At 41.7% G+C, this 24,130-nt stretch carries 19 protein-coding genes and 1 riboswitch; of the genes, 14 read left to right on the top strand and 5 right to left on the bottom strand.

The genetic code is table 11. The annotated features are described in order from the left end of the window. Positions 1–179: 179 nt before the first annotated feature. Positions 180–2,489 carry a PAS domain-containing sensor histidine kinase gene (locus M5U24_RS08915; RefSeq protein WP_099326057.1) on the bottom strand — a complete coding sequence of 770 codons (2,310 nt, stop codon included), beginning with the start codon at positions 2,487–2,489 and terminating at the stop codon, positions 180–182. Positions 2,490–3,358: 869 nt separating this feature from the next. On the opposite strand from M5U24_RS08915, the gene M5U24_RS08910 reads away from it, so the two are divergent. The 7 genes from M5U24_RS08910 (at position 3,359) to M5U24_RS08880 (ending at position 11,649) form a co-directional block, all read left to right on the top strand. Further along, complete coding sequence (locus tag M5U24_RS08910; RefSeq protein WP_099326058.1) at positions 3,359–4,525, top strand: PQQ-binding-like beta-propeller repeat protein; 1,167 nt, start codon at positions 3,359–3,361, stop codon at positions 4,523–4,525. Positions 4,526–4,591: 66 nt separating this feature from the next. Beyond that, positions 4,592–5,584: a DUF362 domain-containing protein gene (locus tag M5U24_RS08905; RefSeq protein WP_099326059.1), complete on the top strand. Its 993-nt coding sequence runs from the start codon at positions 4,592–4,594 to the stop codon at positions 5,582–5,584. Positions 5,585–5,737: 153 nt separating this feature from the next. Next, positions 5,738–8,056, top strand: coding sequence for a 4Fe-4S binding protein (locus tag M5U24_RS08900; protein ID WP_172953489.1), 2,319 nt, complete (start codon positions 5,738–5,740; stop codon positions 8,054–8,056). 237 nt (positions 8,057–8,293) lie between these two features. Next, a riboswitch (cyclic di-GMP riboswitch) is annotated at positions 8,294–8,450 on the top strand. Positions 8,451–8,530: 80 nt separating this feature from the next. Further along, on the top strand, positions 8,531–9,214 hold the full coding sequence (locus M5U24_RS08895) for a peptidoglycan recognition family protein (protein ID WP_164995405.1): 684 nt from the start codon (positions 8,531–8,533) through the stop codon (positions 9,212–9,214). Between the two features lie 137 nt (positions 9,215–9,351). Further along, on the top strand, positions 9,352–10,908 hold the full coding sequence (locus tag M5U24_RS08890; RefSeq protein ID WP_099323647.1) for a hypothetical protein: 1,557 nt from the start codon (positions 9,352–9,354) through the stop codon (positions 10,906–10,908). Positions 10,909–10,972: 64 nt separating this feature from the next. Further along, the gene (locus tag M5U24_RS08885) at positions 10,973–11,320 is read left to right on the top strand and encodes a GxxExxY protein (protein WP_099326062.1); all 348 of its coding nucleotides are present in this window, start codon (positions 10,973–10,975) and stop codon (positions 11,318–11,320) included. After that, positions 11,317–11,649 (top strand): hypothetical protein, encoded by a 333-nt coding sequence (locus M5U24_RS08880; RefSeq protein WP_099326063.1) that lies wholly within the window; start codon positions 11,317–11,319, stop codon positions 11,647–11,649. The genes M5U24_RS08885 and M5U24_RS08880 overlap by 4 nt, the downstream gene beginning before the upstream one ends. Positions 11,650–12,015: 366 nt before the next feature. Here M5U24_RS08880 and M5U24_RS08875 read toward each other — a convergent pair whose 3' ends face one another. Then, positions 12,016–13,245 (bottom strand): (Fe-S)-binding protein, encoded by a 1,230-nt coding sequence (locus M5U24_RS08875; protein ID WP_099326064.1) that lies wholly within the window; start codon positions 13,243–13,245, stop codon positions 12,016–12,018. A 305-nt stretch (positions 13,246–13,550) separates the two neighbouring features. On the opposite strand from M5U24_RS08875, the gene M5U24_RS08870 reads away from it, so the two are divergent. From M5U24_RS08870 to M5U24_RS08845, 6 genes are all read left to right on the top strand, one after another. Continuing rightward, complete coding sequence (locus M5U24_RS08870) at positions 13,551–14,642, top strand: formate/nitrite transporter family protein (RefSeq protein WP_298202214.1); 1,092 nt, start codon at positions 13,551–13,553, stop codon at positions 14,640–14,642. A 550-nt stretch (positions 14,643–15,192) separates the two neighbouring features. Beyond that, complete coding sequence (locus M5U24_RS08865; protein WP_099326065.1) at positions 15,193–16,107, top strand: formate/nitrite transporter family protein; 915 nt, start codon at positions 15,193–15,195, stop codon at positions 16,105–16,107. Between the two features lie 414 nt (positions 16,108–16,521). Further along, on the top strand, positions 16,522–17,667 hold the full coding sequence (locus tag M5U24_RS08860) for an MltA domain-containing protein (protein ID WP_099326066.1): 1,146 nt from the start codon (positions 16,522–16,524) through the stop codon (positions 17,665–17,667). A gap of 337 nt (positions 17,668–18,004) precedes the next feature. Continuing rightward, positions 18,005–18,445 (top strand): hypothetical protein, encoded by a 441-nt coding sequence (locus M5U24_RS08855; RefSeq protein ID WP_099326067.1) that lies wholly within the window; start codon positions 18,005–18,007, stop codon positions 18,443–18,445. A gap of 8 nt (positions 18,446–18,453) precedes the next feature. Continuing rightward, positions 18,454–19,500, top strand: coding sequence for a DUF1611 domain-containing protein (locus M5U24_RS08850; RefSeq protein ID WP_099326068.1), 1,047 nt, complete (start codon positions 18,454–18,456; stop codon positions 19,498–19,500). Then, positions 19,497–20,519: a dipeptide epimerase gene (locus M5U24_RS08845; protein ID WP_230408004.1), complete on the top strand. Its 1,023-nt coding sequence runs from the start codon at positions 19,497–19,499 to the stop codon at positions 20,517–20,519. The genes M5U24_RS08850 and M5U24_RS08845 overlap by 4 nt, the downstream gene beginning before the upstream one ends. A 182-nt stretch (positions 20,520–20,701) precedes the next feature. On the opposite strand, the gene M5U24_RS08840 is transcribed toward M5U24_RS08845, so the two are convergent. Next, the gene (locus M5U24_RS08840; RefSeq protein ID WP_099326069.1) at positions 20,702–21,640 is read right to left on the bottom strand and encodes a formylglycine-generating enzyme family protein; all 939 of its coding nucleotides are present in this window, start codon (positions 21,638–21,640) and stop codon (positions 20,702–20,704) included. Between the two features lie 96 nt (positions 21,641–21,736). Between M5U24_RS08840 and M5U24_RS08835 the strand changes: the two genes are divergently transcribed. Next, the gene (locus M5U24_RS08835; RefSeq protein ID WP_261341068.1) at positions 21,737–21,862 is read left to right on the top strand and encodes a hypothetical protein; all 126 of its coding nucleotides are present in this window, start codon (positions 21,737–21,739) and stop codon (positions 21,860–21,862) included. A 330-nt stretch (positions 21,863–22,192) separates the two neighbouring features. Here the strand turns inward: M5U24_RS08835 and leuB are convergent, their stop codons facing one another. After that, positions 22,193–23,335, bottom strand: coding sequence for a 3-isopropylmalate dehydrogenase (gene leuB / locus M5U24_RS08830; RefSeq protein ID WP_099326071.1), 1,143 nt, complete (start codon positions 23,333–23,335; stop codon positions 22,193–22,195). A 130-nt stretch (positions 23,336–23,465) separates the two neighbouring features. Beyond that, positions 23,466–24,017: an AmmeMemoRadiSam system protein A gene (amrA, locus tag M5U24_RS08825; RefSeq protein ID WP_157820644.1), complete on the bottom strand. Its 552-nt coding sequence runs from the start codon at positions 24,015–24,017 to the stop codon at positions 23,466–23,468. Between the last annotated feature and the right edge of the window lie 113 nt (positions 24,018–24,130).

The raw sequence follows: 24,130 nt of genomic DNA, 5'->3' as shown, positions 1-24,130 counted from the left end.
GGAACTAGCGGTTTTTTTCATAGAACTAAAGTATAAAATTATTTTATCCTCTCCATTCTGCCGCGGTGGTTTTTTTTAAGTTAACAGGAAAATATTGCTATTGTAAAGAGAAAGTGTTTTTTAGTCGCTGTTTTACGTCATTGTACGGTTTTCCCAGGCGTCTTTATCCGCAGTCCTTGCTACGTTGTTGCCTTTCTCACAGGCAAACATATAGAGAATGTTGTTCCTTTGCCGGGCTTGCTATCCACAAAAATGTTTCCGTCATGGTCTTCCACAATCCTTTTGCTAATGGCAAGTCCCAGGCCGCTTCCCATTTCTTTTGTGGTGAAAAAAGGGTTGAAGATCCTGCTGGCAATATCATCGTTAATGCCAGGCCCGGTATCGGTAATTTTTATGTGTATGCTTGATTTCAGATGGTTGCAATGGCCGGTGGCAATGGTGAGTTTTCCGCCGTCATCCATGCAGTCAAGCGCGTTTACCAGAATGTTAATTATCACCTGTGAAATCTGATCAGCATCTGCGTAAATTTCCGGCAAGCCGGAAAACAGACGTTCTTCCAGTGTTATCCGTTGTTCTTTGATGCGGTGATCCAAAAACCGTATGGAATTTCTTACTACCGTATTTACGCAATGATTGTCCATATGTGTTGAATAAGGACGGGAAAATGCCATGAGCTGTTTTACAATAACTTCTATCCTTTTCAATCCTTCTGCCATTAATTCCAGAAATTCTTTGTTTTGTGAAATATTTTCCGGTTCCCTGGACATCATTTTTACGAAATTTAGCAATCCTCCCAGCGGGTTGTTTATTTCATGGGCAACGCCCGCCGCCAATTCGCCGACAGCGGCAAGGCGTTCGGTTTGAATAAGCTGCATTTCCATCCTTTTTCTTTCGGTGACGTCCCTGCAAATCCATTGAATCGTCCTTTTTTTGCCATATGCAATAATACTTGCGCTAATGCTCGTGGGGATGATTCTTCCGTCAGCATGCTGGCAATCAAGGTTGTCCAGCATACCGGAGCCTTTCTTATTTATTTCACGCCATAAATGTTTGGTTTTTTGCCGGTCATATTCCGGCACAATCTCCCATATTTTTCTCCGGCTTAATTCCTTTTTTGTGTATCCCGATAGTTCTTCCGCCTTTTTGTTTGAATCAACAATATGCGCCATATCCGGGTCAAGGGTGAAAATGGCGTCATTGGCAAGATTTATTGATTCCCTGTATTTTTCTTCAGAAGCCCTCAACTGAGAGGTTCTCTCTCTTATTCTTTGTTCAAGTCCTGCGTATGATTCTTCCAGCTTTTCTGCCATTTTGTTAAACTCGGACGCAAGCCTGCCAACCTCATCTCCTGATTTAATTGATATTCTGTGGTTAAGGCTTCCCTTGCCAATTGCTTCCGCTCCCTTCACCAGTTGAAGAATCGGCTGAGTTATTCCATGGGTAATGATGAAAACGATAGCTATGATAACGAGGACGCTTGCGCTGACTAAGGTAATGACATGTATTTTTAATTTTGTAATGGGCTTAAAGGCCTCCTGTTTGTCCTGCTTTACCAGCAGCCCCCACTTTACAGGGGAAATATGGCGGAAAGCGCAAAGGACTTCTACCCCTCTGTAATCATACGCTTCCATAATGCCTTCTTCCATAGAGTCGAGCATAAAAGATTCAGGCGCTATTAGTCTTATGGGAATACTCAGGCTTAGTGCAGTATTTGCCAAATGGCGCGAGTTGTTGAGAAATATCAACTTGTTGCCATTGCGGCGTACTAATAACGTTTCGCCGGTATCTTCCCTTCCCGGCCAGTCCTGCATTAACGCATTGATGGAGTCTTCCGTGTTTACCCTGATAAGAACAATGCCATTGACTTCGTCCGTTTCCTCCATAGTTATCGGATCAGTGAGTTTTGTTGTACTAAAGAAAGTCATGCCTATTTGCTTTGTATATTCTGAATAGTGGATATCTTTAAAAGGCATTCCCTTATTATTCAGGACATCAAGGTAATAAGGGAAATCCTTGTCGAACATACCGATATTGGAAGGGTTCGTGGATATAACAATTTCACCGTTTTCAATATCGAGGATAGATATCTCATCACAATAAATGAGTTTTTCCTTAAGGCTGTTTAAATATTCTGACAACCGGTTATAATACACCCTTCCGATCTCGGTTTCTTTCATACTGCCGATGGTGCGAAATGCTTTTCTCAGATACAGCAGATTGGAAAAAGATACCTCTAAAGATTTGTTTGTAGAAAGAACGCTAATATCTACGACCCTTTCCTGTAGCCAACTGTTCAGTTGTGTTTTTTTTAAATCAGCAATAGAAGTGAGTTTTTCCACCACTTTTTCGCTTAATGCCTTTTTCCCTTTTTTGTATGAAGTACTGATTACTACAAGAATCGGGATGGTAGTAATTAGTATAAGATAGAAAATAAGTTTTATTTTTATGGTCTTGAAAAAACGGAAATATGTTTTTTTCTGTTTGGGCATATTTTTTTCTGCAGTTTTCAACGGCAGTTCCAATCCTGGTTAAGTATAAGAAAGTTCATATAAATTAAACCCCGCAATGGGCATGGCAATCGCGGTATAACGACAATTTTTTCGGGTTTAGACCCTAATCCGGACAAGCAAGAATCAAACAAGCGCGAAATAAAAAATACGAAATACGAAATACGAAACAAATTTCAAAATACAAAATCCTAATAAAAAAACGGTAACACGTTAGTCTTTTGAAACTGGAAATTGTTATTTGTAGTGCGACGAGGTTCGTCGCACTACATGAATTTAGTGGGCTTAGATATTTTAAGTAAGGAACGAGCAGCAACTGTTTATATCATCCGCCCCCTACGCTTACGGCAAGCAGCGCTATTATTGAAATTTTTCAAAGAACTAAAGTATTACAAAAAAACGGGGTTTTGAATATTTCCCCTGCTTGTTTCCAAACGCTGGCTTGAAAACAAGACTACAAAAAATAGCTTAAGCACATGTACCGCAATATGATATGACTATAAAACCATTTTCATCGTTTCTGGGTATTGCTAATGCAACATGATGACTGTTTGGGAAAAAGCAGGAATCCTCCCCTTACCCCTCCAAAGCGGGAGAATGTCCCCCGGTGGCGGGGGTACAGGGGGTGGATTCGTATTTAGCATTTCGGATTTACCATTAAATATTTTGCCAAAACATGCAAAGAAATTACAGCTAAGGTACTAAAAGGCAGTTTTTACTTTTTCAAAAGACTAAAGTGTTACAAAAACGTTTATTTTACTATCCGTTCAATTTTTATATAATATTTAATCTGAATGTGATACAAATAATAAAAAAGGACTTTATTTGGCTAATTTACAGGAGCAAATGTTATGTTGAAAAAAATGAACCTTTCTTTTATTTCCTGTTTTTGCATTATAGTAACAATTCTTATTCAGTTCAAATCTATCCATGCCGAAGATGCGGATATTCCATGGCAGATGTTTCGAAGGGATTTGCAGCATACCGGCCAAAGCCCTTTTGTTGGGCCAAAAAACAGTGAGGTAAAGTGGGCTTTTAAAATTGATACGCGTATTACCTCATCTCCTGCAGTAGGGTGTGACGGCGTCATTTATTTCGGCTCGGTAGACGGCAGATTATATGCTCTTAACCAGGATGGTGCAGAAAAATGGGTACTTCAGGTAGGTGACGAAATAACAGCTTCTCCTGCTATCGGAAGGGATGGGACAATTTATATTGGTTCGCGGGATAAAAAAATGTATGCTGTTTCTCCTGAAGGAAAGGTAGTGTGGACTTATAAAACGGAGGGTATCATTCTCTCCTCGGCAGCGGTAACGAAAGATGCCGTATATTTCGGCGCTGATGATAACAACCTCTACGTCCTCTCGCTTGATGGAACATTAAAATGGAGATATACTGCCCCAAGCAATTTAAAAGCCTCCCCTTCCCTATGGGATGATGGCTCGGTCTGTATCTTTGCAGAAAAAGGCACCCTTCATGCAATTTCCGCTGATGGCGCCCAGAAGTGGGTAAAAAGAGTGGGGTCTGGCGTCTATTCCTCGTTTTCATCCCCCGCTATCGGAAAAGATGGGGTGGTGTATGTCGGCGCGGATAATGGGAGAATGGTTGCCATAAATCCTGACGGAAACATTCGCTGGTATGTCAATACCGGCAAAGCGGTGCATAGCAGTCCTGCAATAGGAAAGGATGGGGCAATTGTGTTCGGCGCATATAATGGCTTTGTATATGCTATTTATCCTGACTGTAAATTAAAGTGGAGCTTTAGAACAGGGGGTTGGGTAGAATCATCCCCTGCAATCGATGCCGATGGAACTGTTTACATTGGTTCCAGTGACGGAAAACTTTATGCCATCGACTCAAAAGGCAATTTGAAATGGTCATTCCAAACAATGGCCGCGGTTGAAGCATCACCTGCCATTGGGCCAAATGGCGCAATTTACATCGGTTCCAATGATAATCATTTTTATGCAATTGGCGGGGAAGAAAGAGATACTCCAGTGCCTCTGTTCGATAAATAGTACCTTAACATATGAGGTACTATTTAAAATCGTACATCCCAAACCGTAATTCGTAAATCTAAAAAGATGAATAGCAAAGGGAAAATCAGTAGACGAGGTTTTTTAAAGACAGGCATTGCCGTAGGCGCGGGAGTGTATGGACTTCCGTATCTTCGTGCAATAAAGAAGAAACCTACGCTGAAACAATTGAAGGAACATGATCTGAAGCCAGGGATAGTTGTGGTTCACGGAGATAGTGCAAACGCAAATGGAGAAGATGTGGTTGTTAAAGAAATGGTAAGGCGTGCAATAAGCGCACTGGGTGGGATGCGTAAACTTGTTTCCAATGGCGACCGGGTACTTATCAAGCCAAACATTGCATGGAACCAGTCTCCGGAATTTGCAGCCAATACAAACCCCTGCGTCGTTGCCGCGCTTGTTGCATTATGTAAAGATGCAGGTGCCCGTTCGGTAGTGGTTATGGACCATACATGTTCCGCAAACCCAGAAACATCTTACAATAGGAGCGGCATTGTTTCCGCCGCCATCCGGGCTGGTGCGAAGGTTTCATACATAAACAAAAATCGGTTCAGGGATTTTGTTATCCCGGACGGCACGGTTTTAAAACAGTGGTCATTTTACGAGGAAATGGTGTATAAGGACGAAGTCGACGTCCTCATTAATGTGCCCATAGCGAAACAACATGGCACATCAAGGCTTTCCATGGCTTTGAAAAATGTCTTTGGCATGATCGGAGGAGACAGGGGAAGTCTGCATACCGATATACACCCAAAAATTGCAGATCTCAACAAATTTGTGAAAGTAGATCTTACCGTGCTTGACGCCTTCAGGATTTTAAAAAAGAACGGACCCACTGGCGGACGGCTGGATGATGTAGATAATTCGCAGGAACACGCAAGGCGCATCATTGTCAGCACTGACCCCGTTGCAGTTGACGCATATGGCGCAACATTGTTTGGCATTCAGCCAAAGGACGTGGGCTATATCAGGAAATCCCATGAAGAGGGATTAGGGGAAATCGATTATACATCAATGGGTTTTGAAGAATTTCACGTGTAATCAACGGCGATGCAGGACAAACACACACAAAACAATTGGCCTTTTCATTTCCGCAGGGTCATACAATACATTAGCTTCTCGGCATTCATTTATCTGCTGCTCTTTTTAGATCCTCTAACCGAAAGAGATGCACCGGCGAACATATTTCTTCGCATGAGGCCCCTTTCTGCTATAGGGGCAATGATGGCGGTAAGGGCGTTTATTTTCAACTACTGGCCTGCATTCATTGTCTTATTGCTAACGATACCCTTTGGGCGCTATTTCTGCGCGTGGATTTGCCCTCTGGGAACAACAATAGATATCACAGACCGTTTTTTTGCCAGTTTTCGAAAACATGCGCAAAGAAGGCTCTATGACGGAAGATGTCTGAAATACTATCTCCTTGCATTTCTTTTATTAAGCCTGCTCCTGGGGCTGCAATGCGCCGGATGGTTTGATCCCCTCTCCATCGCGACAAGCGTATTTGCAATGAGTATCCATCCTTATATTATCCATCTGGACGATTCCCTTTTTGTTTATTTGGAACATATTCCTCTTTTGGGTTATTTATTTTCCTTTTTTCATGCCTTTTTCCAGAAAATCCTTTTTGCCTGGCATGCCCCTTTCTTCCGTTCACACGGAATCATTTTGTTTGCCTTTGTGATCATCATTGCCTTTGGAATGGTATTGCGGCGCTACTGGTGCAGGAATATTTGTCCGATGGGTGCGCTGTTTGCTCTTTTCTCCGACTGGTCATTCTTTAAACGGAATGTTTCGTCAACATGCACAAGCTGCGGTTTGTGTGTTGAAAAATGCGGTATGGGTGCAATGGAAAGCGATGGGAAAAGCACGAAAGAGGGAGAGTGTATTTTGTGTATGACCTGCCGGAAGGTGTGTCCGGAACAGAGTGTCACCTTCAGGAGGTTTCAGCCTTCTTTGCAAAAACATGCTATCAGCCTTTCCAGGAGGGCATTTGTTGTAAGCGGGATTACCGGCGCGGCAATCGCCCCTTTTTTGAAATTAAACTACCGGAAAAAAATAAACAAGGAAACCGTTTCCATAATTCGTCCGCCAGGTGCGGTGAATGAAAAAGAATTTATTGCCCGCTGCATACGGTGCGGGGAGTGTATGAAGGTTTGCAAAACGAACGGACTGCATCCTGTGTTATTGGAATATGGCATTGAAGGCATATGGACGCCGCAATTAATACCCCGGATAGGATATTGTGATTATGGATGTGTGCTGTGCACACGGGTATGTCCGTCAGGGGCTATAAAACCTTTGCCGCTTGAAGAAAAACGGTGGGTCGCGTTAGGAAAGGCCAGAATAGACCATAACAGATGTATTCCATGGGTGGGCTATTCACGCCTTCCCGAACTGAAGAAGGAATGGCAGGATTTTAATTGCGGTGTATGTGAAGAGGTGTGCCCCGTTCCGACAAAGGCGATCCATTTTAATACCTATGTGGACGAACAAGGCCGGGAAATTCGCAGGCCTTTTGTAAGAGAAGATGTTTGCGTAGGGTGCGGTTTCTGTGAAAAGGTCTGCCCCGTTTTAGGGACTTCCGCTATTGTCGTGGAAGGCATCCAGCCGCAAACTACGGTAAAAAAAGAAAGGTCTGTAAAAATAGTATCGTCCGGCAACTTTCTCCCCAAAACACTTGGAAAGTGGAAAAGGATTGCAGAGCCGAGGATTTACGAAGGAGGCGAAAAATTATATGAATATATAAATGGAGGCGCGGAGCTGTATTTAGCGTATTCGTTTATCCGGGTGACGAATGCGGAGTATGGAGATGATACAGGGAAGAGGATTTCCATAGATGTTTGGGAGTTTGAAACTGCGGAAGACGCATTCGGCGTCTTCACAAAAGACCGTGCGGGTATTGGGATACCATTAGGCAACAGGGCGTCTTTGTTTGAAAATTACTTGTGTGTATGGAATGATGTGTATTGCATAAAGGTAGCGCCATGGGAGGGCAGTATTTCTGGCGGAGAAATTACTTCTTTTGGTAAATCCATTATCGATTTAATGCCCTACAAAAAAGAAATCCTCCCCGATATAGTACGTTATTTGCCGGAGGATTCTCTTGTGAAAGAAAGCCTGAAATTTTTTCACGAAAAGATCATTCTGGATAATATCTATATATCCGATAATTTTATTGAAGAAAATGTATTTCATTTAAGCAAACAGACGGACGCCCTTATCGCAGAATACAAAACGAGGGAAGAGACCGCCCCTTTACTGCTACTGTTGATAAAATATCCAGACCGTGATGCGACATCAATCGCATTTGAAGCGGTGGTTCAGTTGTGGAGGTCATGGGGAGAAAAAGAGACGCACTCAAATGCCATCCATACCTTTCAAAACGAAAACGGATACTTTACCTCATGGTTGCAGGAAAAACATCTTCTGTCAGCAACATTTCTTTCCCAAAAAAAGGAAGAGGGTGAAGAATTGCTTCGCCGTGTACTGCAAAATGATAAAATCAAATAAAGGACTCGAGCGGTCGGCAATCTACAATCGGCTTTCAATAGAGGCCAGAGGTCGGAGGTCAGATGTCCGCGAAAAACTCTGACTTCTGAAATTGGCAATCGGCAAAATTGCAGATTGAGGGTTGCGCCTTGCGCTTTTCCCCCGGAGCTATTTATTTGACGCCGAATTAATTATTGACAAAAAAATGAATGATTTTATAATGTACTTACTAAAACAATAGCTCTTTTTTATAGTAACTATTGATAAAGGCAAACCAGTCGTGAGGCTGGGACGCAAAGCAAAGAGTCTTTAACTTATTCAGCGGCGCACAAAGCGTAAAACAAAAAATCCGCAGAAGGATGAAGAGAAAAATTTCGCGATACCGCTAAACAGTGAAGAAAGCCCTGCTACCGAATAAAAAACTGTATAACGTTTATTTTATTCCGTAGCAGGGCTTTTTTATTTATTACTATAGTGTGATTTAAAATGAATACAATGAGAAATCGTACATACGAAAAGATTATTCAATATGTGTCGTTAACAATGATTGTTGCGGCAGGAGGTATTATTGGCGCCTTGCCTCTTATTAGCAGCAGTTCCGCAGAGGTAAGAACGGTGATATCGGAAAGCGATATGCTGAGAGCGGCATTTGCACAAAAAATATCTCAGATTTGCGAGATAGATACAATAGATACAAAGGAAAGACCGTGGCAATATATTGTTATACACCATAGCGCTTCAGAGAAAGGAAATGCAACCCGGTTTGATACCTATCATAGAGAAAAGAAAGGGTGGAAGTATGGATTGGCATATCACTTTGTGATTGGCAATGGAACTCTTTCTGGCGATGGAGAAATAGAGGTAGGAAATCGCTGGAAGAACCAAATTCATGGCGCTCACACGGCAAATATGGATTGCAACCAGGTGGCGATAGGCATTTGCCTCGTGGGTGATTTTGAAAACGGCGGGAAACCTTCTGAGGATCAATTTGATTCGCTGGTTAGGTTGACCCGTTATCTTTCCTCGAAATATGACATCCCTTTATCGAACATCATATTACATAGCCAGGTTCATCAAAAAGGAACTGCATGCCCCGGTAAAAATTTCCCCATGGCTGAATTTAAGACGAGTTTAATTCAGTTTGCCTCTAACGAAATATCCCCTTCGCGAAAATCATAACCACAAAGCACATAAAGTTTAACCACAAAGGGCCTAGCGCGGCCTTTGGCCGCAACCAAAAAGGTGATTTTTAGTTTATTATAAAGTATAGTAGTATCCTCGTAAATAGTAATCAGACAATTTGGAGGACACTACTTATGAATAAGTTGATGGAATTATATCGAGACAGGATCGTGGGTGCAATAAGCGGTCTGGACAGGATTCGTTTTCGCGGGACATTGCGGTGGTTGGCCAGTGAGCGTGGGATGGGAACATTCATGAACCAAGCGAGAATTCTGCTTAAGGATTTTTCCGGTTGGGTCAATGGGCTTACGGCACAGGTGCGAGACAGTTGTGAATCGCGGGCGAAAGATTTGGGTATCGAGGTGCGGTATTTGATGAGCAGCGGTGTTGATAAGGAGAAGTTGGCTCGCCAGATCGCGGCGGATAAGAGGATTACGGAAGGTTCCATCTGCCTGTTGAGTGTGGTAGAGCCTTGTATTGCGCCGATGGTCAAGGGCAACAAGGCCAGCAAGAAGCTCGAGTTGGTAATGGCGCCCCGCAAGTGTGTCTTTGTGTATCATTATTTTAATGATCCAGTGTTTGGTTTTGGTCATGTTCGTATCCAGAGTTGGGCGCCGTTTAATATTTTCATTTGTCTCAATGGTCGTCATTGGCTGGAGCGGCAACTTCAGAAGCAAGGTATTGATTATGTTAAGGACGGCAACTGTTTTGTGCGTATAGAGGATATTGCGGCTGCGCAGGTTCTGCTCCATGAGCAGCTTAAGACTGACTGGGCGAAGCTGCTGAACGGGCTTGCGTTGGGCAGTTGCCCGGCATTGTCGCAGATTCTTCGTCCGTTGGAACCGGAGTATTACTGGTCTGCGGATGAGACGGAGTGGGCGACGGACATCATGTTTAAATCGGTTGAGGCATTGGAGGAGTTGTTTCCATCGTTTGTTCATCATGCGATGCGGGTTTGCGACAGTTCTTCGGTGATGAAGTATTTGGGTAGGCGTAACCTTGCAGGCGCTGCCCCTGATGAGGTTATCAGCGACTATCGAAGACGCTATGAAGGTATACGGGTCAAGCACAGTGTGAATTATAATTCAGTGAAGATGTATAACAAGAGCGGTAGTCTCTTGCGTATTGAGACAACGATCAATAATACGCGGGACTTTAAGGTCTTTCGGAGTCCCAATGATGATGAAGGCAAACCGGCGTCATGGCAGAAGATGCGTAAGGGCGTAAGCGATCTTCATCGACGGTGTGAGGTGAGCCAACAATGCAATGATCGTTATGGGGATGCTTTGGCGGCGGCTCAGGTAGAGGAGAAACTGAAAGAAGTGGTGAGCAGCGCTTGTAACAAGGTTGTCAAAGAGGGCAAGAGGTATCGAGGTTTGAATCCCTGGCAGCAGGATGATTACCAGATGCTGATGTTCCTGTCCAAAGGCGAAAACGCGATAAATGGATTCCGCAACCATGATTTGCGTAAGTGGCTTTACCGGGAATCCGAACAATCCGGCAAGGATCAGCAAAAGAAATATTCCGGACGAACGACCCGACGGATAAAGATGCTGCGGGCACACGGTCTAATCCGCAAAGTTCCGAGGGCCAACCGCTATGTTTTGACGGAGAAAGGCCAGAAGTTCTCTTGTTCACTGATGACCGCTTCAGCCCTTGATATTAAAGCACTTACGGAAATGGCGGCATGAAAAACACGCATAAAAAACAAGAAATTGATGGATAGTAGTACAAAGACTAACCACATAGGACACAATGACTGAAAACGAGCTTTCACATAAAATTATAGGGATAGCAATAGAAATACATAATGCATTTGGTCTCGGCTTGCTGGAAAGCGCATACAAAGAGTGTATGTATTACAAAATTAGCAAATCAGGACTTTTTGTAGAAAAAGAAAAACCGATGCCGCTGTTTTTTGAAGAAGTACAATTAGAATGTGGCTACAGGATAGATTTGTTGGTAGAGAATAAATTGGTGCTTGAAATAAAAAGTGTTGACGCATTAAATAATATTCACCTTGCACAAACCCTCACCTATCTGAAGTTAGGGAATTACAAACTGGGGTTATTTTTGTGGTTAATTTTTTTTATTAATCAATGAATAAAAACGCCTTTTTTGTATTAAGCGCCATCGCCTTCCTTATAATAACCATAGTTTTCTACCTAACCATAGACTCCTTACGTATACACAAGACACCTATTCGTAATAACCATCTGGAATTTCAAAGACTTTTACATGGTGTTGGTATTGGAGCAACAACGAAACCTGCCTGGTGTTTTATTAATTTTGACCCGCGAATAGACCCAAGATGTACTTGTATAGAATGGCCAATTCCGGGTGGATACTGTTATTGCCCTGACCATACCGGCACCGTTTCTTTTATCTCCGATATGATAGAAATGGGGGTGGCGGTGGAAATACTTAAATAGCCCCCTAAAAATAAGCAGGAACATTAGTTTTTGAAAAAAACACCGTGAAAAGATACGTTAATACATTTTTGAAAACTAATGCTTAATGTAAAAGAATAGCGGCAAATGAGCAACAACTTGAGAATTGAACATTGAGAATCGAATATTGAATATTTGGCCCGGTCTTCGGAACTTTCGGAAAAGCATTTTGCTTTTTCAAAAGACTAAAGTATTACATTAAATGACACTTTCAAAGTGTGATTGCACGCAGAAAGGGATATTTTGGGTTTATTTTGAATTTTATGCTTTGTTGTTCGGATTTGTTTCGGATTTCGCACTTCGCACTTCGAAATTCGTATTTTTTATTTCTTGTCTGTGGCGGAATAGTTAAGGATTTTTCAGCAATGCATCACGCAACACCTGTATTGTGTGAGTGCAGGAGACTTTTGACCCTTTTGTGGCAAGTATATCCTCAATTTGCAGACGGCAGCCCGGGCAGCCTGTTGCAACGGCCTCTGCCTTGCTATTTTCAATAGCCTTTGCCTTGTATTCGGCAATCTTCATTGACAGATCGTAGTGCAACAGATTAAAGACGCCACCACCCCCGCAGCACCGTTCCGGAGTATCCATTTCATGGAAATCGGCGGACAGCTTCAGGATGTTTCTGGGTTGTTTTGAAATATTTTGTCCCCAGTAAAGATGGCAGGGGTCGTGGTAGGTAATTTTCGTTTTTAGCGGCTTGATAGTGTACGGTAAATATTTTTCAATAAACTCAGATACGTCGTACAGTTTCTTTGCAAAAATCTGGCAAGGGTCGTTCAATGTGCGTGAATAATCTTTCCGTAATGCCCTGCCGCAGGTGGCGCATGCGGTGACAATATAATCCAGATTTTCACTTTCAAATACACGGCTATTTATCTCTGCAAGTTTACGTGCTGTCCTGAAGTCTCCCAACGAATTCGCTGGAATACCGCAGCACAACTGTTCTTCTGGTACAATTACTTCCACGCCAAGGTGGGTAAGTGTCTCAACAACCGCATCGGCGATGTCCGGATAAACATAATTGGTGAGGCATCCTACAAAAAACCCAACCCGCATTTTTGCAGTGTTTGTTTTTGTCCGGGAAGAATGCCATTTGTCCAACGCGGGTTTCTTTGCCAATGGAGGAATCCATCTTCCTCCCATAAGTGCAAAGGGGAGGTGTCTCATGGCGCCACGTTGTTTTAACGGTATGATACGCTGAAAAATACTTGCGGTTTTTAAGAAAAAATTAAAAAGCCACCTGCGGGTTAAAACGACCCTGAAAATAATACGGGGAATAAACCATATCCCAATGTGATTTGCCAGGTCATTCAGCATCGTTTGTATGATTAAATCGTAATCAACATTTGAAGGGCAGATACTGGAACACCGAAAGCATTTTTTGCAGGATAGCAAATAATCTCTTAACCGTTCCGTATAAAAAATCTCACCATTCCTGATTGCCTCAGCAAGACTGATGCGCCCCCGCGCAACCATTGATTCCTCTCCGGTTTCTAAAAAAACCGGGCATATGGAGCGGCATTTCCCGCATTTCGCACATTTGTCAATTTCAGTTTTGAAGGCGTTATTATCCATGGTTATTCAAAAAAAGGGAAAAACGCTTGTACCGCCTCCCCTTTTGCAGACCCTGTTGTATTAAAAACAATACGATGCTGTTGCAAATAGTATAAATCATAATTGTTTATAAGCAATCAATTATAAAAAACAGGCATTAGTACTACTGCGACATTTTATTCTTACACCGCAAACACAGTATAGGTAAATTATTTAATATCTATAAATTTTTGTAGAATTCTGTAAAAATCATGTTAAACTGGCACTTGTCGTAGGAAAACACATTTTATTATCTAAACATTTCTTAAACAGAGAGGAGGCTATTTGTGTCTGACCATCCAAAAAATGATATGAATGAGGAGTATTGTGAAAATATAAACGAATCTGAATACGTCCAGAACGATACGGAACGTCAAAACAACAATGCAGATGAGCATCACGAAATTAATCCTGATAAAAACAAACCAGTATTTGAAAAAAAGGAACAGAAGAAAGAGGTAAATAATGTATACGGAATTCCTGTAATTGATATTGACGCTTATGCGCCAATCAAGATGGCTGACAGGGTGGGACAGGTTGGAATCGCAAAAACACAGATGAGCATGCTCACTACGCTTGCCCTGAGTATTTTGGCAGGCGTTTTTATTGCATTGGGAGCGCAGTTATCGATGCTGGTGACCCATACTGCAACCTCAAACCTTGGCATGAATCAGTTATTGGGAGGCGTAGCCTTTACCCTTGCACTTGTGCTTATTGTCATTGCAGGAGCGGAGCTTTTTACCGGCAATTGCCTTATTGCGATGTCATATATGGCTGGCAAGATTACTGGCAGAGATCTTACCAGGAATTTGATTATTGCGTTTATTGGCAATTTTATTGGGGCGTTAACGCTCGTATTGTGGATATATAATTCCGGGCAATGGACATTTAGCAATTATCTCCTGGGAGCAAAGATTGTGCTTGCAGCAAACGAAAAGGTAAACCTGCCATTTAGCGTCGCTTTTTTCAGAGGCCTTCTCTGTAATATGCTGGTTTGCCTGGCTATCTGGTTATGTTACAGCGGGAGAAGCAATATGGATAAGATACTGTCACTGTTGTGGCCCATATCCTGCCTTATCGCCTGCGGATTTGAACATTGTGTGGTGAATATGTGGCTTATACCTATGGGTATTATCCTTAAGGGAAATAGCTCAGTCCTGGCCGCCATAATGAAGGTTCAGGGCAGAGTGGACTTTTCAAACCTTACTTTTTTTAAAGGATTTATGATTGACAATCTGATTCCGGTGGTTTTAGGAAATTTGATGGGAGGTATGGTCCTGGTTGCAGGGATGTACTGGTATATTTATTTGCGTCTGACGTCAAAAAAAGAAAACAGAATTAGTTTAAAACGTATTATGGAGTATATTTTAAAAACCTAAATATTAGGAATTTCAAAGTTGCAGGGCAAAGCGGCACTTCGCTCTCCATCGAAAAAGTCGCTGAAGGCCTAACTCTATTCTCGTTCCAAAGTTCCGACTTGGGAACGCACGTACCCTGGAAGCTCCTGCTTCCATTTAATAAGAAATATTGGGGTCAAAAGACGCTTTCAAATATTTTTCAACTGGGTCCCATTCTTTTTTTATATTCGAAGCCGGAGTTTCTAAACCTATCCCGTTCCCAAGCCGGACAGACTGGGTCAAATGAACTTTTTTGCCTACAAAGTGGGGAGTTATACCCACAAAATAAAGCAGAATTGTCCATTTGGCCCAGTCTGCGGAGCTTGGGAATGAGAGGAAAAACGTATTATGGATTATATTTTAAAAACTTAAATATATTAGATTTACGATTTGGGATTTTAAATCGTACCTCGTACTTCATGCTTTGTAACGATCCGATTTCCGGTAGGCGATGCCTACCCTACATGTTTATTTCAGATATTTAAGCAAAAGATTATGTTAATTACCCGATAGTTAAGAAAGGAGGCAAAAGGTGACGGAAAGTAAAATTGCAAAACATGTTAAATTAATAGATATTGACGCCTATTCGCCGCCGCAAATTGCGGACAAAATTGACAAGATTGCTTTGGTAAAAGCAAAATTGGGTATCACCCAGACTTTTGCCCTGGGGGTTCTGGCCGGGCTTTATATCGGAATTGGTGCGCAATTCGCTACTTTAGTAATAAGCGATTCGACTTTACATTTTGGCATTAATTCATTAATTGCAGGGGTAGTGTTTTCTTTGGGTCTCATGCTTGTTGTTGTTGGAGGTGCAGAGCTCTTTACCGGCAACTGCCTTATTATTATGGGGTATGTCAGCAAGAGGGTAACTACGATGGAAGTGGCCAATAACTGGACAGTATCCTTTTCCGGCAATTTTGTGGGGAGTTTATTGATGGTATTCCTGATGTACAATACCCATCAATGGGAATTGTTTAACCATATGGTTGGTGCAAAGGCCTTGCTTATAGCAAATACAAAGGTGAATTTGTCTTTTAAATTTGCATTGGCGCGGGGTGTACTTTGCAATGCTATGGTATGCCTTGCTGTCTGGCTCTGCTTTAGCGGGCGGAGTTCTGCCGATAAGATATTATCGATTCTCTTTCCCATAGGGGGTTTTGTTGCCAGCGGTTTTGAACACTGTGTTGCAAATATGTATTTTATCCCGATAGGTATTTTCTTGTCAAAGCAACCGGAAGTTGTTGTTGCTGCTGAAAAGATGGCGGGAAAGCCCATAGACCTTTCACTTTTAACATGGAAAGGATTTTTTGTGAATAACCTTGTTCCGGTTACCCTTGGGAATATTGTGGGCGGGGTTATTCTAGTGGGTATCGTGTTTTGGTTTGTTTATCTGCGTCCTGTTATCAAAATAAATTTTAATGTCAAACAGGATTTTTTCGACAAATAGAAGCGCTTCAAAAGATACCATTTTGTCTAAGATTTCCTTTGATTATCTTTTATAGTCATATAGAATACTTGTCTGTTGGAAAATGGTGGAGGAGCTTTTATCGATCAAAAATTGTAATGGTTCCCATGATGTGTAGAACAACCCCTCAATTCCTATAAGCGCTAAGTTGTTTTTGATATTTTTTTACAGGTAGTCCAAATCGAAGTCGGCAGTCTACAGTCAGCAATCGGCAGTCTGCAATCTACCGTCGGCAAATTGCAGACCGTGGACTGTGGATTGCAGACTGAACAGTCGGCCGTCAAATATCGAACAAGGAATATGGAATAATTGAGAGAATTAACTTGTAATCGGAATGAACTGTTACTAGAAATTTAGTTTTACCTATCATAATTTTGAAGAAAAGGGAAATTCATTATGAAATTGTGCCTGAATCATTTTTACACCGGCATTGTAATTGTCCTTTTATTAACAGGAATTAATTTTGGTTGTGCGACGCAGAAAAGATCGTTGCTTATTCCGGAAGAATCCGGCAGCGGCCTGGTGGAAATCAAAGACCCAAGGCAATTTCCTTATTTCAGGGACGATTATGATAAAAACTCTCTTTTACTGTCGATAGACCATAGCCTCAGGTATTTTGCCATGTCAAAATCCAATAAATATGGATTTCGTATGAAGGATTTTTCTCATGAAAAACTGAAGGAAACCCTGGAATATTTTCGCGATGGTGTTGTACATTGTAACAATGACGCAGAACTTAATGCGTTTATAGCGGAACATTTCAGAGTCTTTCAGGCGGTTGGCAAGAAATTTTACGGGGAAGTGCACTATACTGGCTATGGGACGCCGATTTATCAAGGGAGCCTTACCGCGGATAGTGAATTTAAATACCCTCTTTACAAAAAACCTGCTGATTTCAGAAAACCCTACTTTAAAAGAAAAGAGATTCAGGAAAATAATCTCTTGAAAGGAAATGAGATTGTCTATCTTAAATCGAAATTGGACGCCTACCTTATCCATGTTCAGGGATCAGCGCAAATTGATCTTATATCGGGCAATAAGCTTTATATAGGATATGCTGCGGATTCCGGACATGAATACACCAGTATCGGCCAGCAGTTGATTTTGGATGGAAAAATACCTGAAGAAGAACTAACGCTATCTGAACTCATAAGCTACTTCGACCGGCATCCCGACGAGCTGGATTTTTATATTAATAAAAATGACCGTTTTATTTTCTTTGAAGTGGTAAATCATGCAGTGCCTCATGGGTGTATTGGCGTGCCTGTTACCCCGATGAGGAGTATTGCTACGGATAAGAAACTGTTTCCTGCCGGCGGTTTGGCATTTGTAGTCTTAGAATCGAGGACGGCAAAAAAAACAGGCTGGTTTACTAAAAAAAATGTGGTGGAAAAGCTTTTTTTTGTGTCGGACCAAGACACGGGAAGCGCCATACAGACTGCTGCCCGGGCGGATATTTATTTTGGAATCGGGGAGCGGGCAATGTCGGATGCGGGTAGTTTGAATACCTATGGAAGGCTTTATTATTTATTAAAACGTTGAGTTCTTTTTAATCCTTGCTAGTTATTTTTTGCAAAAAATCGGGAATACTCTCATTTATCATGGCAAAATGTTTGCTCTGCAATAAGCTTTTAGGGACTTGAAATACTCTATTGTACCGTAGCAATCGGCAATCGGCAGTCGATAGTCGGCAATCTACAGTCGGCAAATTGCCGATTGCCAATTGAGGAATCTGGTAGAAATGACAGTTACAGGTATATTAAATTCTTCTATGTCCCTTCTTAGTGCTACAAATGAATGTCCTTGACAACCTTTAACCAGTGTGTTAACATTTTGCCTGTGCCTTGGCGAGTTATAATTTATTGTGAGGTATGGTTTTATGGAAATTCCTGAACGGTATAAATATTCTGTGGATCATGGATGGTTTTTTGATAACAAAAAATCGATTACCTTTGGTCTCACAGATTTTTTTATTAAAGATTTGGGCAAGCTTTTGTTTTTAGACCTTCCGCGATCAGGAGATGAAATTCTCTCCGGGATATCTTTTGGGGAAATAGAATCCCTGGATAATCTGATAGATATTATACTCCCTATAAATGCTGAAGTAGTTGCTGTTAACGAGCGTTTATACGAAGATTTGGAAATATTGAGCAATGATCCTTACGTCCGTGGCTGGTTGATAAAGTTTAGGATAGAAGATGTTAATATTTTTGATGAGTTGTTAAATGCACGGGAATATGCCGAATGTATTCGTAAGTATAAGGGATTTTCCAAACAAAGACTCCAAAGAAAAATTAAGGAAAAGAAGAGTAAAAAATAACCTTCCCAATGATTTCAACATCGAAACGCCGTCTTGTTATTCTAACAGAGGGAAAACTTGATATCCATAGTGCAAAGACTGCCGTCAGCATTGTTCGTTATTGCAAAGACGAAGTCGTTGCCATAATAGATCTCTATAATGCCGGAAAAGATCTTGAGGCAATCATTGGGATAGGAAAAGACATCCCGATTTTTAGTACGGTTAAGGAAACATTGCACCTCAAACCTGATTCACTCCTTATTGGAATTGCTCCTTTGGGTGGAGTATTGCCCATTGAATGGCAGATACACATCAGAGATGCCCTGCAGAATAAACTCAATGTTATCAGCGGGCTTCATACCTATATCAGTGATGACCTTGAGTTTGGCAAACTTGCACAAAAGAATCAGTTGAACATTTATGACGTTCGAAAACCACCTGAAAAATTATCCATTGGCACAGGAAAGGCAAAAGAGGTAAAGACATTTCGTGTGCTTACTGTCGGTACGGATTGCAATGTTGGCAAGATGGTTACCTCTATAGAGATTGCAAATGCCGCAAAAAAACGAGGTATTGACGCCTGTTTTGTCGCAACCGGACAAACAGGTATTCTTATTGAAGGTAGCGGAATCGCCATAGACCATGTCCTGTCTGATTTTATCTCCGGCGCAACAGAAAAACTCATTCTTGACCGCGCTCAATACAATCTCTTGTGCATTGAAGGACAAGGCGCGGTAATACATCCTGCATATTCCGGTGTAAATGTAGGTTTGCTGCATGGTGCGCTTCCGCAGGGTATTATTATGTGTCATCAACCAACCCGCAAAACACTGCGTCATTTTGAAAACTTTCCTATTTTGCCTATTCAGCATATCATTGAACTTAACGAAAAACTGGTGCAACCGTTTCAATCCTGCAAGGTACTCGGTATATCGCTTAATTGCTATGGCATGTCTGATGAAGAAGCATTGCGGGAAATAGAAAAAACAGAACGGGAAATAAAACTGCCGGCTACCGACCCCATTAGATTTGGCGTTGACAAATTTTTAGAGGTCATTCAGCCCCTATTACCATGAACATTTCTTTTCAGCCGTTAGACCTGGAACTAAAACATACATTCAGGATTTCAAGGGGAGCAAAAGACACCCAGAGCAACGTCATAGTTTCTTTAACAGAAGAAAGCGGTGTCTCGGGCATTGGGGAAGCGGCTCCGTCTCTTTTTTTTAAAGAGAATTCAACAAGTGTTGTGGAAGCGTTTCGCCAATTCGCCGGCTTATTGAAAAACAGCGACATTTTTCATATTGAAGATATTACCAATCAGTTAAAAAAACATTTTACAGCGAATGCAGCGGCACGCGCTGCAATTGACATAGCCCTCCATGATCTTGTATGTAAAATACTTAAAATACCTCTCTCCGCATTATTAGGGTTAAACCCTCATCACACAATGGCTACATCCTTTACAATAGGCATGGACACGATGGAAAAGATGTGTGAAAAGATTGAAGAGGTGAAGGACCTTCCCGTCTTGAAAATAAAAGTTGGCTGTGATAATGATATAGAAATCCTTGAAGAGCTGCGAAAAATAACCCGGGCGATTTTTCGTGTGGACGCTAATACCGGATGGAACAAAGAAGGGGCAATCAAAAGGTTGCATCGTATGGAAGAGCTTGGCGTTGAATTGGTGGAACAGCCTTTTCCTGTTGGCGATTTTGAGGCATTGGCATATATTAAAAATAAAGTAAAAATTCCCATTTTTGCCGACGAAGAAGTGGTAGATTCAAAAGACATACCGCGATTGGCGGGTATGGTGGACGGAATTAATATAAAGCTGATGAAATGCGGTGGCATTCGGGAAGCGCTGCGTATGATTCATACCGCAAGGGCTCATAGGCTCAAAGTTATGATAGGCTGCAATATAGAGAGTTCTGTGTCTATTACTGCGGCAGCCCATTTAATGTCGTTGGCAGACTATGTTGATCTCGATGGAAACCTGCTTGTTTCAAATGATCCGTATGAAGGAGTACATTTTGAGAAAGGACGGTTATCTTTGCCGGAAAGGGATGGTCTGGGTGTTCGATTGAAGGCTGGATAACTATTTTTAAAGAAAGTCTTGTGTTTAGGCGCTAAACACCTAAACTGGCATAGCCAGAACCAAACAAGCAATATATAAAAAACACGAAATCCGAAACAAATCCGAATAACAAAGTATAAAATTCAAAACAAATCCAAAATATCCCCGTGCCTTTTTTCTTTTACATTGAGCATTGAATGGGATTATTCAATTGATTTAGCACAACGAAACCCTATGATATCGCTTTTAAATGAAGGCTCATCATAATCCCTGTTTGCGCAACGAATATGCACAATACCAGACCCATTCCAGGAACCGCCGCGAATGACCTTGCAGGTGGCGAGTGTTTTACTGAGGGAGGGTTTCAATTCATAAATAGAAACGCCTACCTCTTCCGGTCTTCCGGAATAAGGCTTTTCTTCAGGGACATCAGGCCCTTGAGGGTTTTTATCCGGGGCATTATGGTAGTATTGACTATCATACCAATCCTTAATCCATTCCCAAACGTTTCCAGCCATATCAAAACATCCGTAAACGCTTTGTCCTTGTGGATATTGCGTCACCGGGGTTGATTTTTCAATTTTTGCTTCGGCGCAATTCAGACGTGTTTTGTCAAAATCATTTCCCCACGGATATATTCTTCCGTCAGCGCCCCGGGCCGCTTTTTCCCACTCCGCTTCAGTAGGCAGCCTTTTCCCAGCCCAATTGGCAAATGCTTCCGCCTCATACCACGAAATATTTACTGCCGGACAATCTTTATCACCTTGTAATATGGCGTCTATGTCATTACTACCCGACGGATTGAAATCAAGAACATACTGCCATCCCGCTTCTGACCAATACAACTTTTTTTTATACCCGTTCGCCTCAATAAATTGAGAAAATTGTGCATTGGTGACAGGGTATTTATCAATATAATAAGCACTCAAAAAAATCTCTCTCTGCGGAATTTCATTATTTAACCGATACGTTTCGATACTTTTATCCTGTTCCAATAATTTCTCTATGTCTTCCTTTGTACTCCCCATCAAAAACGTACCTTCAGGAATCAGGATCATATCTTCGAATAAAACATTTCCAGTTTCGTAAACCTTTATCATACTTTCGCAATCACCCCTTTCTGCAACAAAAAATTCAGCCAATAAAACCTTCTTTCCGGAGATTGTTTCCCCCTAAAAAAGGAAAAGATAAACGATAATTCCAAAAACCGATATTATACCGAGAAAAACAAGGGATATATGGAATTCATCATCCTTACGCTGGCATCTCCTGGAGTTTATAACCAGCCCTGTAATGCTTACACAAAGCCAAACGATCATTATTATGAAAAAGATACGATGACAATTTCCGGTTCCATGTGCTGATTAACTGCATACTAAATTTCCTATCAAAGAACGATTCTACTTCTGGTATTGCTGCCCCAAAAATCAGTAATGCAGTAATCATAAGTATCCAACTCGTCACAACAAACCACCGAAGAGACCTAATCCAAAAATCCGGTTTTCTGCGTCTATTTTGGTGCTTGATTGCTTCGTCTTCTTCCATGGTTATAACAGTTTAGTATTTTGAAAAAACTTCAACTTTTATGAACACACCCCACATAAGCCTATGGAAGGTCTCTACATCAAAAGGGCATTGAGCGTTGAATATTGAACATTAATTTTCAAATACGAAAGATGTACTTGTTTAGCATTTCAAATCATTTTTTCATTAGAATTTGTTTCGGACTTCACCATTAAATATTCTACGACCTTGTCTCCCATCTGGGAGGTTAAAAGGATTTTTCCCTCTTGCGTAGTTTTATTTGCGAGATCTGCTGTCCGATAACCATTTTCCAGCGCCTTCATTATTGCCTCTTCAATAGCCTTTGATTCCCTGTTAAGGCCGAATGCATATTTTAACAGCATTGCCCCCGAGAGTATTTGCGCTAACGGATTGGCCTTATTCAGTCCGGCAATGTCAGGGGCGGAGCCATGAATGGGTTCGAAAAGCCCGAAGCCTGTTTTCGCAAGACTTGCGCTTGGAAGCATGCCAATGGAACCGGTAATGGCGGAAGCGAGATCTGACAATATGTCCCCAAACATATTCTCGGTAACTATCACGTCGAATTGTTTTGGATTCGTTGCCAGTTGCATGGCAGCATTGTCCACATACATGTGATTAAGTTGTATCTGGGGAAAGTGGGACTGAACGTAGTCAGTGACTACCTTTCGCCATAATTTTGAACTTTCAAGGACGTTTGCTTTATCAACGGAGGTGAGTTTTTTGTTGCGTTTCATGGCGGCGTCACAGGCGACAGCCGCAATCCTTTCGATTTCCGGTACGGAATAAATCATGTAATCTACCGCGTAATTCCCCTGCAGGGCACCTTCGTGGAGGGTGAGGGTTTTTACCTTGTTTCTCCCAAAATATATTCCTCCCGTAAGTTCCCTAACAATCAGTATGTCAAGACCTCCTTCGAGACGTTCTGATTTTAATGATGCCGCATCAGCCAACGGACCGAAAATTATTGCGGGACGCAAGTTTGCAAATAGATTATATGTGCCCCTTAAGGGAAGCAGCGCCCCGCGTTCCGGGGTAAGTTCCGGAGGTAAATTTTCCCATTTGGGGCCTCCAACTGCGCCAAAATAGATAGCATCTGAATTGTTGCAAACTTCTTTGGTTTCATCGGGCAGGGGGTGTCCGTATTTATCGTAAGCACAACCGCCTACCAGCGCTTCTTTGTAATCAAAGATATGGTTGAATTGTTTTGCTATTGCATCCAATACTTTCAAACCCTCTTTCATTATTTCAGGGCCTATTCCGTCTCCTGCAAGCACCGCAATGCGTTTTTTCATTTATAAATCTCCATCTTTCATGTCATCAGCAATTAATAATTAAAAATAGAGTTTTATCTTATTTGATTAAATAAGATTTTTTAGATAAATCGTAAACAGTGGTATTGTTCAAAAAAAACAGTGAATATGATTATCGGTCGTCTTTGATTATTTCAACGGTAAAGGTATACATTTCGATGTCTCTGTGTTTCCAGGCTTCTTTGGGCAAACCCGCTTTGCCGGAGCAACAGTGGGAAAGGAATTCTTCTTTGCTCCATCCGGTTTCAGTTGCCACCTGGGGAAGAAAACATCCTGATTGAAAGCCTTTTTTGACGTACATGCCATGTTTTCCTAATTCAAAATCAAAGGGGTCTGTGATACGTTTTAGCGGAGATAGGATGGAGAGTTCAATGTTAATTTGGTCAAGTTCAGACGAGGTAACCGGATTGTCGAAAAAACGTGAATCTTCAGTCGCTGAGGAAATTGCCACCTCAGAAACAAGCTTGTAGAGTGGAATATCAGATACAAACCGGCCAATGCAGCCACGAAGCTTTCCCCGGTTTTTTATAGTGACAAAAACACCCTGTTTTGCCTGAATATCAGGATGATCATAGGAAAAGTCCGGGGCAGGTTCTTTTTTTACCGCGGACGCGACGCTCTTTCTGGCAATTTCCAAGAGTATTTTTTTTGCAGTTTCTTCCAATAATATACTCCGATAGAGAAAAATCTGTTTAATAAGAAGCTTCAATACGTTTTGGGCAAAAACTGCAGGCAAACTATTTTAAATTCCTATTGCCTCGTGAAATATGTCTGCCG

This window comes from Candidatus Kuenenia sp., assembly GCF_027493735.1.
Lineage (GTDB): Bacteria > Planctomycetota > Brocadiia > Brocadiales > Brocadiaceae > Kuenenia > Kuenenia stuttgartiensis_A.
The sequence above is the reverse complement of the archived record's forward strand: the minus strand, read 5'-3'. Positions and strand labels throughout refer to the sequence as shown.

Coding starts and splice junctions, on each gene's coding strand:
- M5U24_RS08915 (WP_099326057.1), bottom strand. CDS start 2,489: ATGCCCAAACAGAAAAAAACATATTTCCGTTTTTTCAAGACCATAAAA.
- M5U24_RS08910 (WP_099326058.1), top strand. CDS start 3,359: ATGTTGAAAAAAATGAACCTTTCTTTTATTTCCTGTTTTTGCATTATA.
- M5U24_RS08905 (WP_099326059.1), top strand. CDS start 4,592: ATGAATAGCAAAGGGAAAATCAGTAGACGAGGTTTTTTAAAGACAGGC.
- M5U24_RS08900 (WP_172953489.1), top strand. CDS start 5,738: ATGAGGCCCCTTTCTGCTATAGGGGCAATGATGGCGGTAAGGGCGTTT.
- M5U24_RS08895 (WP_164995405.1), top strand. CDS start 8,531: ATGAGAAATCGTACATACGAAAAGATTATTCAATATGTGTCGTTAACA.
- M5U24_RS08890 (WP_099323647.1), top strand. CDS start 9,352: ATGAATAAGTTGATGGAATTATATCGAGACAGGATCGTGGGTGCAATA.
- M5U24_RS08885 (WP_099326062.1), top strand. CDS start 10,973: ATGACTGAAAACGAGCTTTCACATAAAATTATAGGGATAGCAATAGAA.
- M5U24_RS08880 (WP_099326063.1), top strand. CDS start 11,317: ATGAATAAAAACGCCTTTTTTGTATTAAGCGCCATCGCCTTCCTTATA.
- M5U24_RS08875 (WP_099326064.1), bottom strand. CDS start 13,245: ATGGATAATAACGCCTTCAAAACTGAAATTGACAAATGTGCGAAATGC.
- M5U24_RS08860 (WP_099326066.1), top strand. CDS start 16,522: ATGAAATTGTGCCTGAATCATTTTTACACCGGCATTGTAATTGTCCTT.
- M5U24_RS08855 (WP_099326067.1), top strand. CDS start 18,005: ATGGAAATTCCTGAACGGTATAAATATTCTGTGGATCATGGATGGTTT.
- M5U24_RS08850 (WP_099326068.1), top strand. CDS start 18,454: ATGATTTCAACATCGAAACGCCGTCTTGTTATTCTAACAGAGGGAAAA.
- M5U24_RS08845 (WP_230408004.1), top strand. CDS start 19,497: ATGAACATTTCTTTTCAGCCGTTAGACCTGGAACTAAAACATACATTC.
- M5U24_RS08835 (WP_261341068.1), top strand. CDS start 21,737: ATGGAATTCATCATCCTTACGCTGGCATCTCCTGGAGTTTATAACCAG.
- leuB (WP_099326071.1), bottom strand. CDS start 23,335: ATGAAAAAACGCATTGCGGTGCTTGCAGGAGACGGAATAGGCCCTGAA.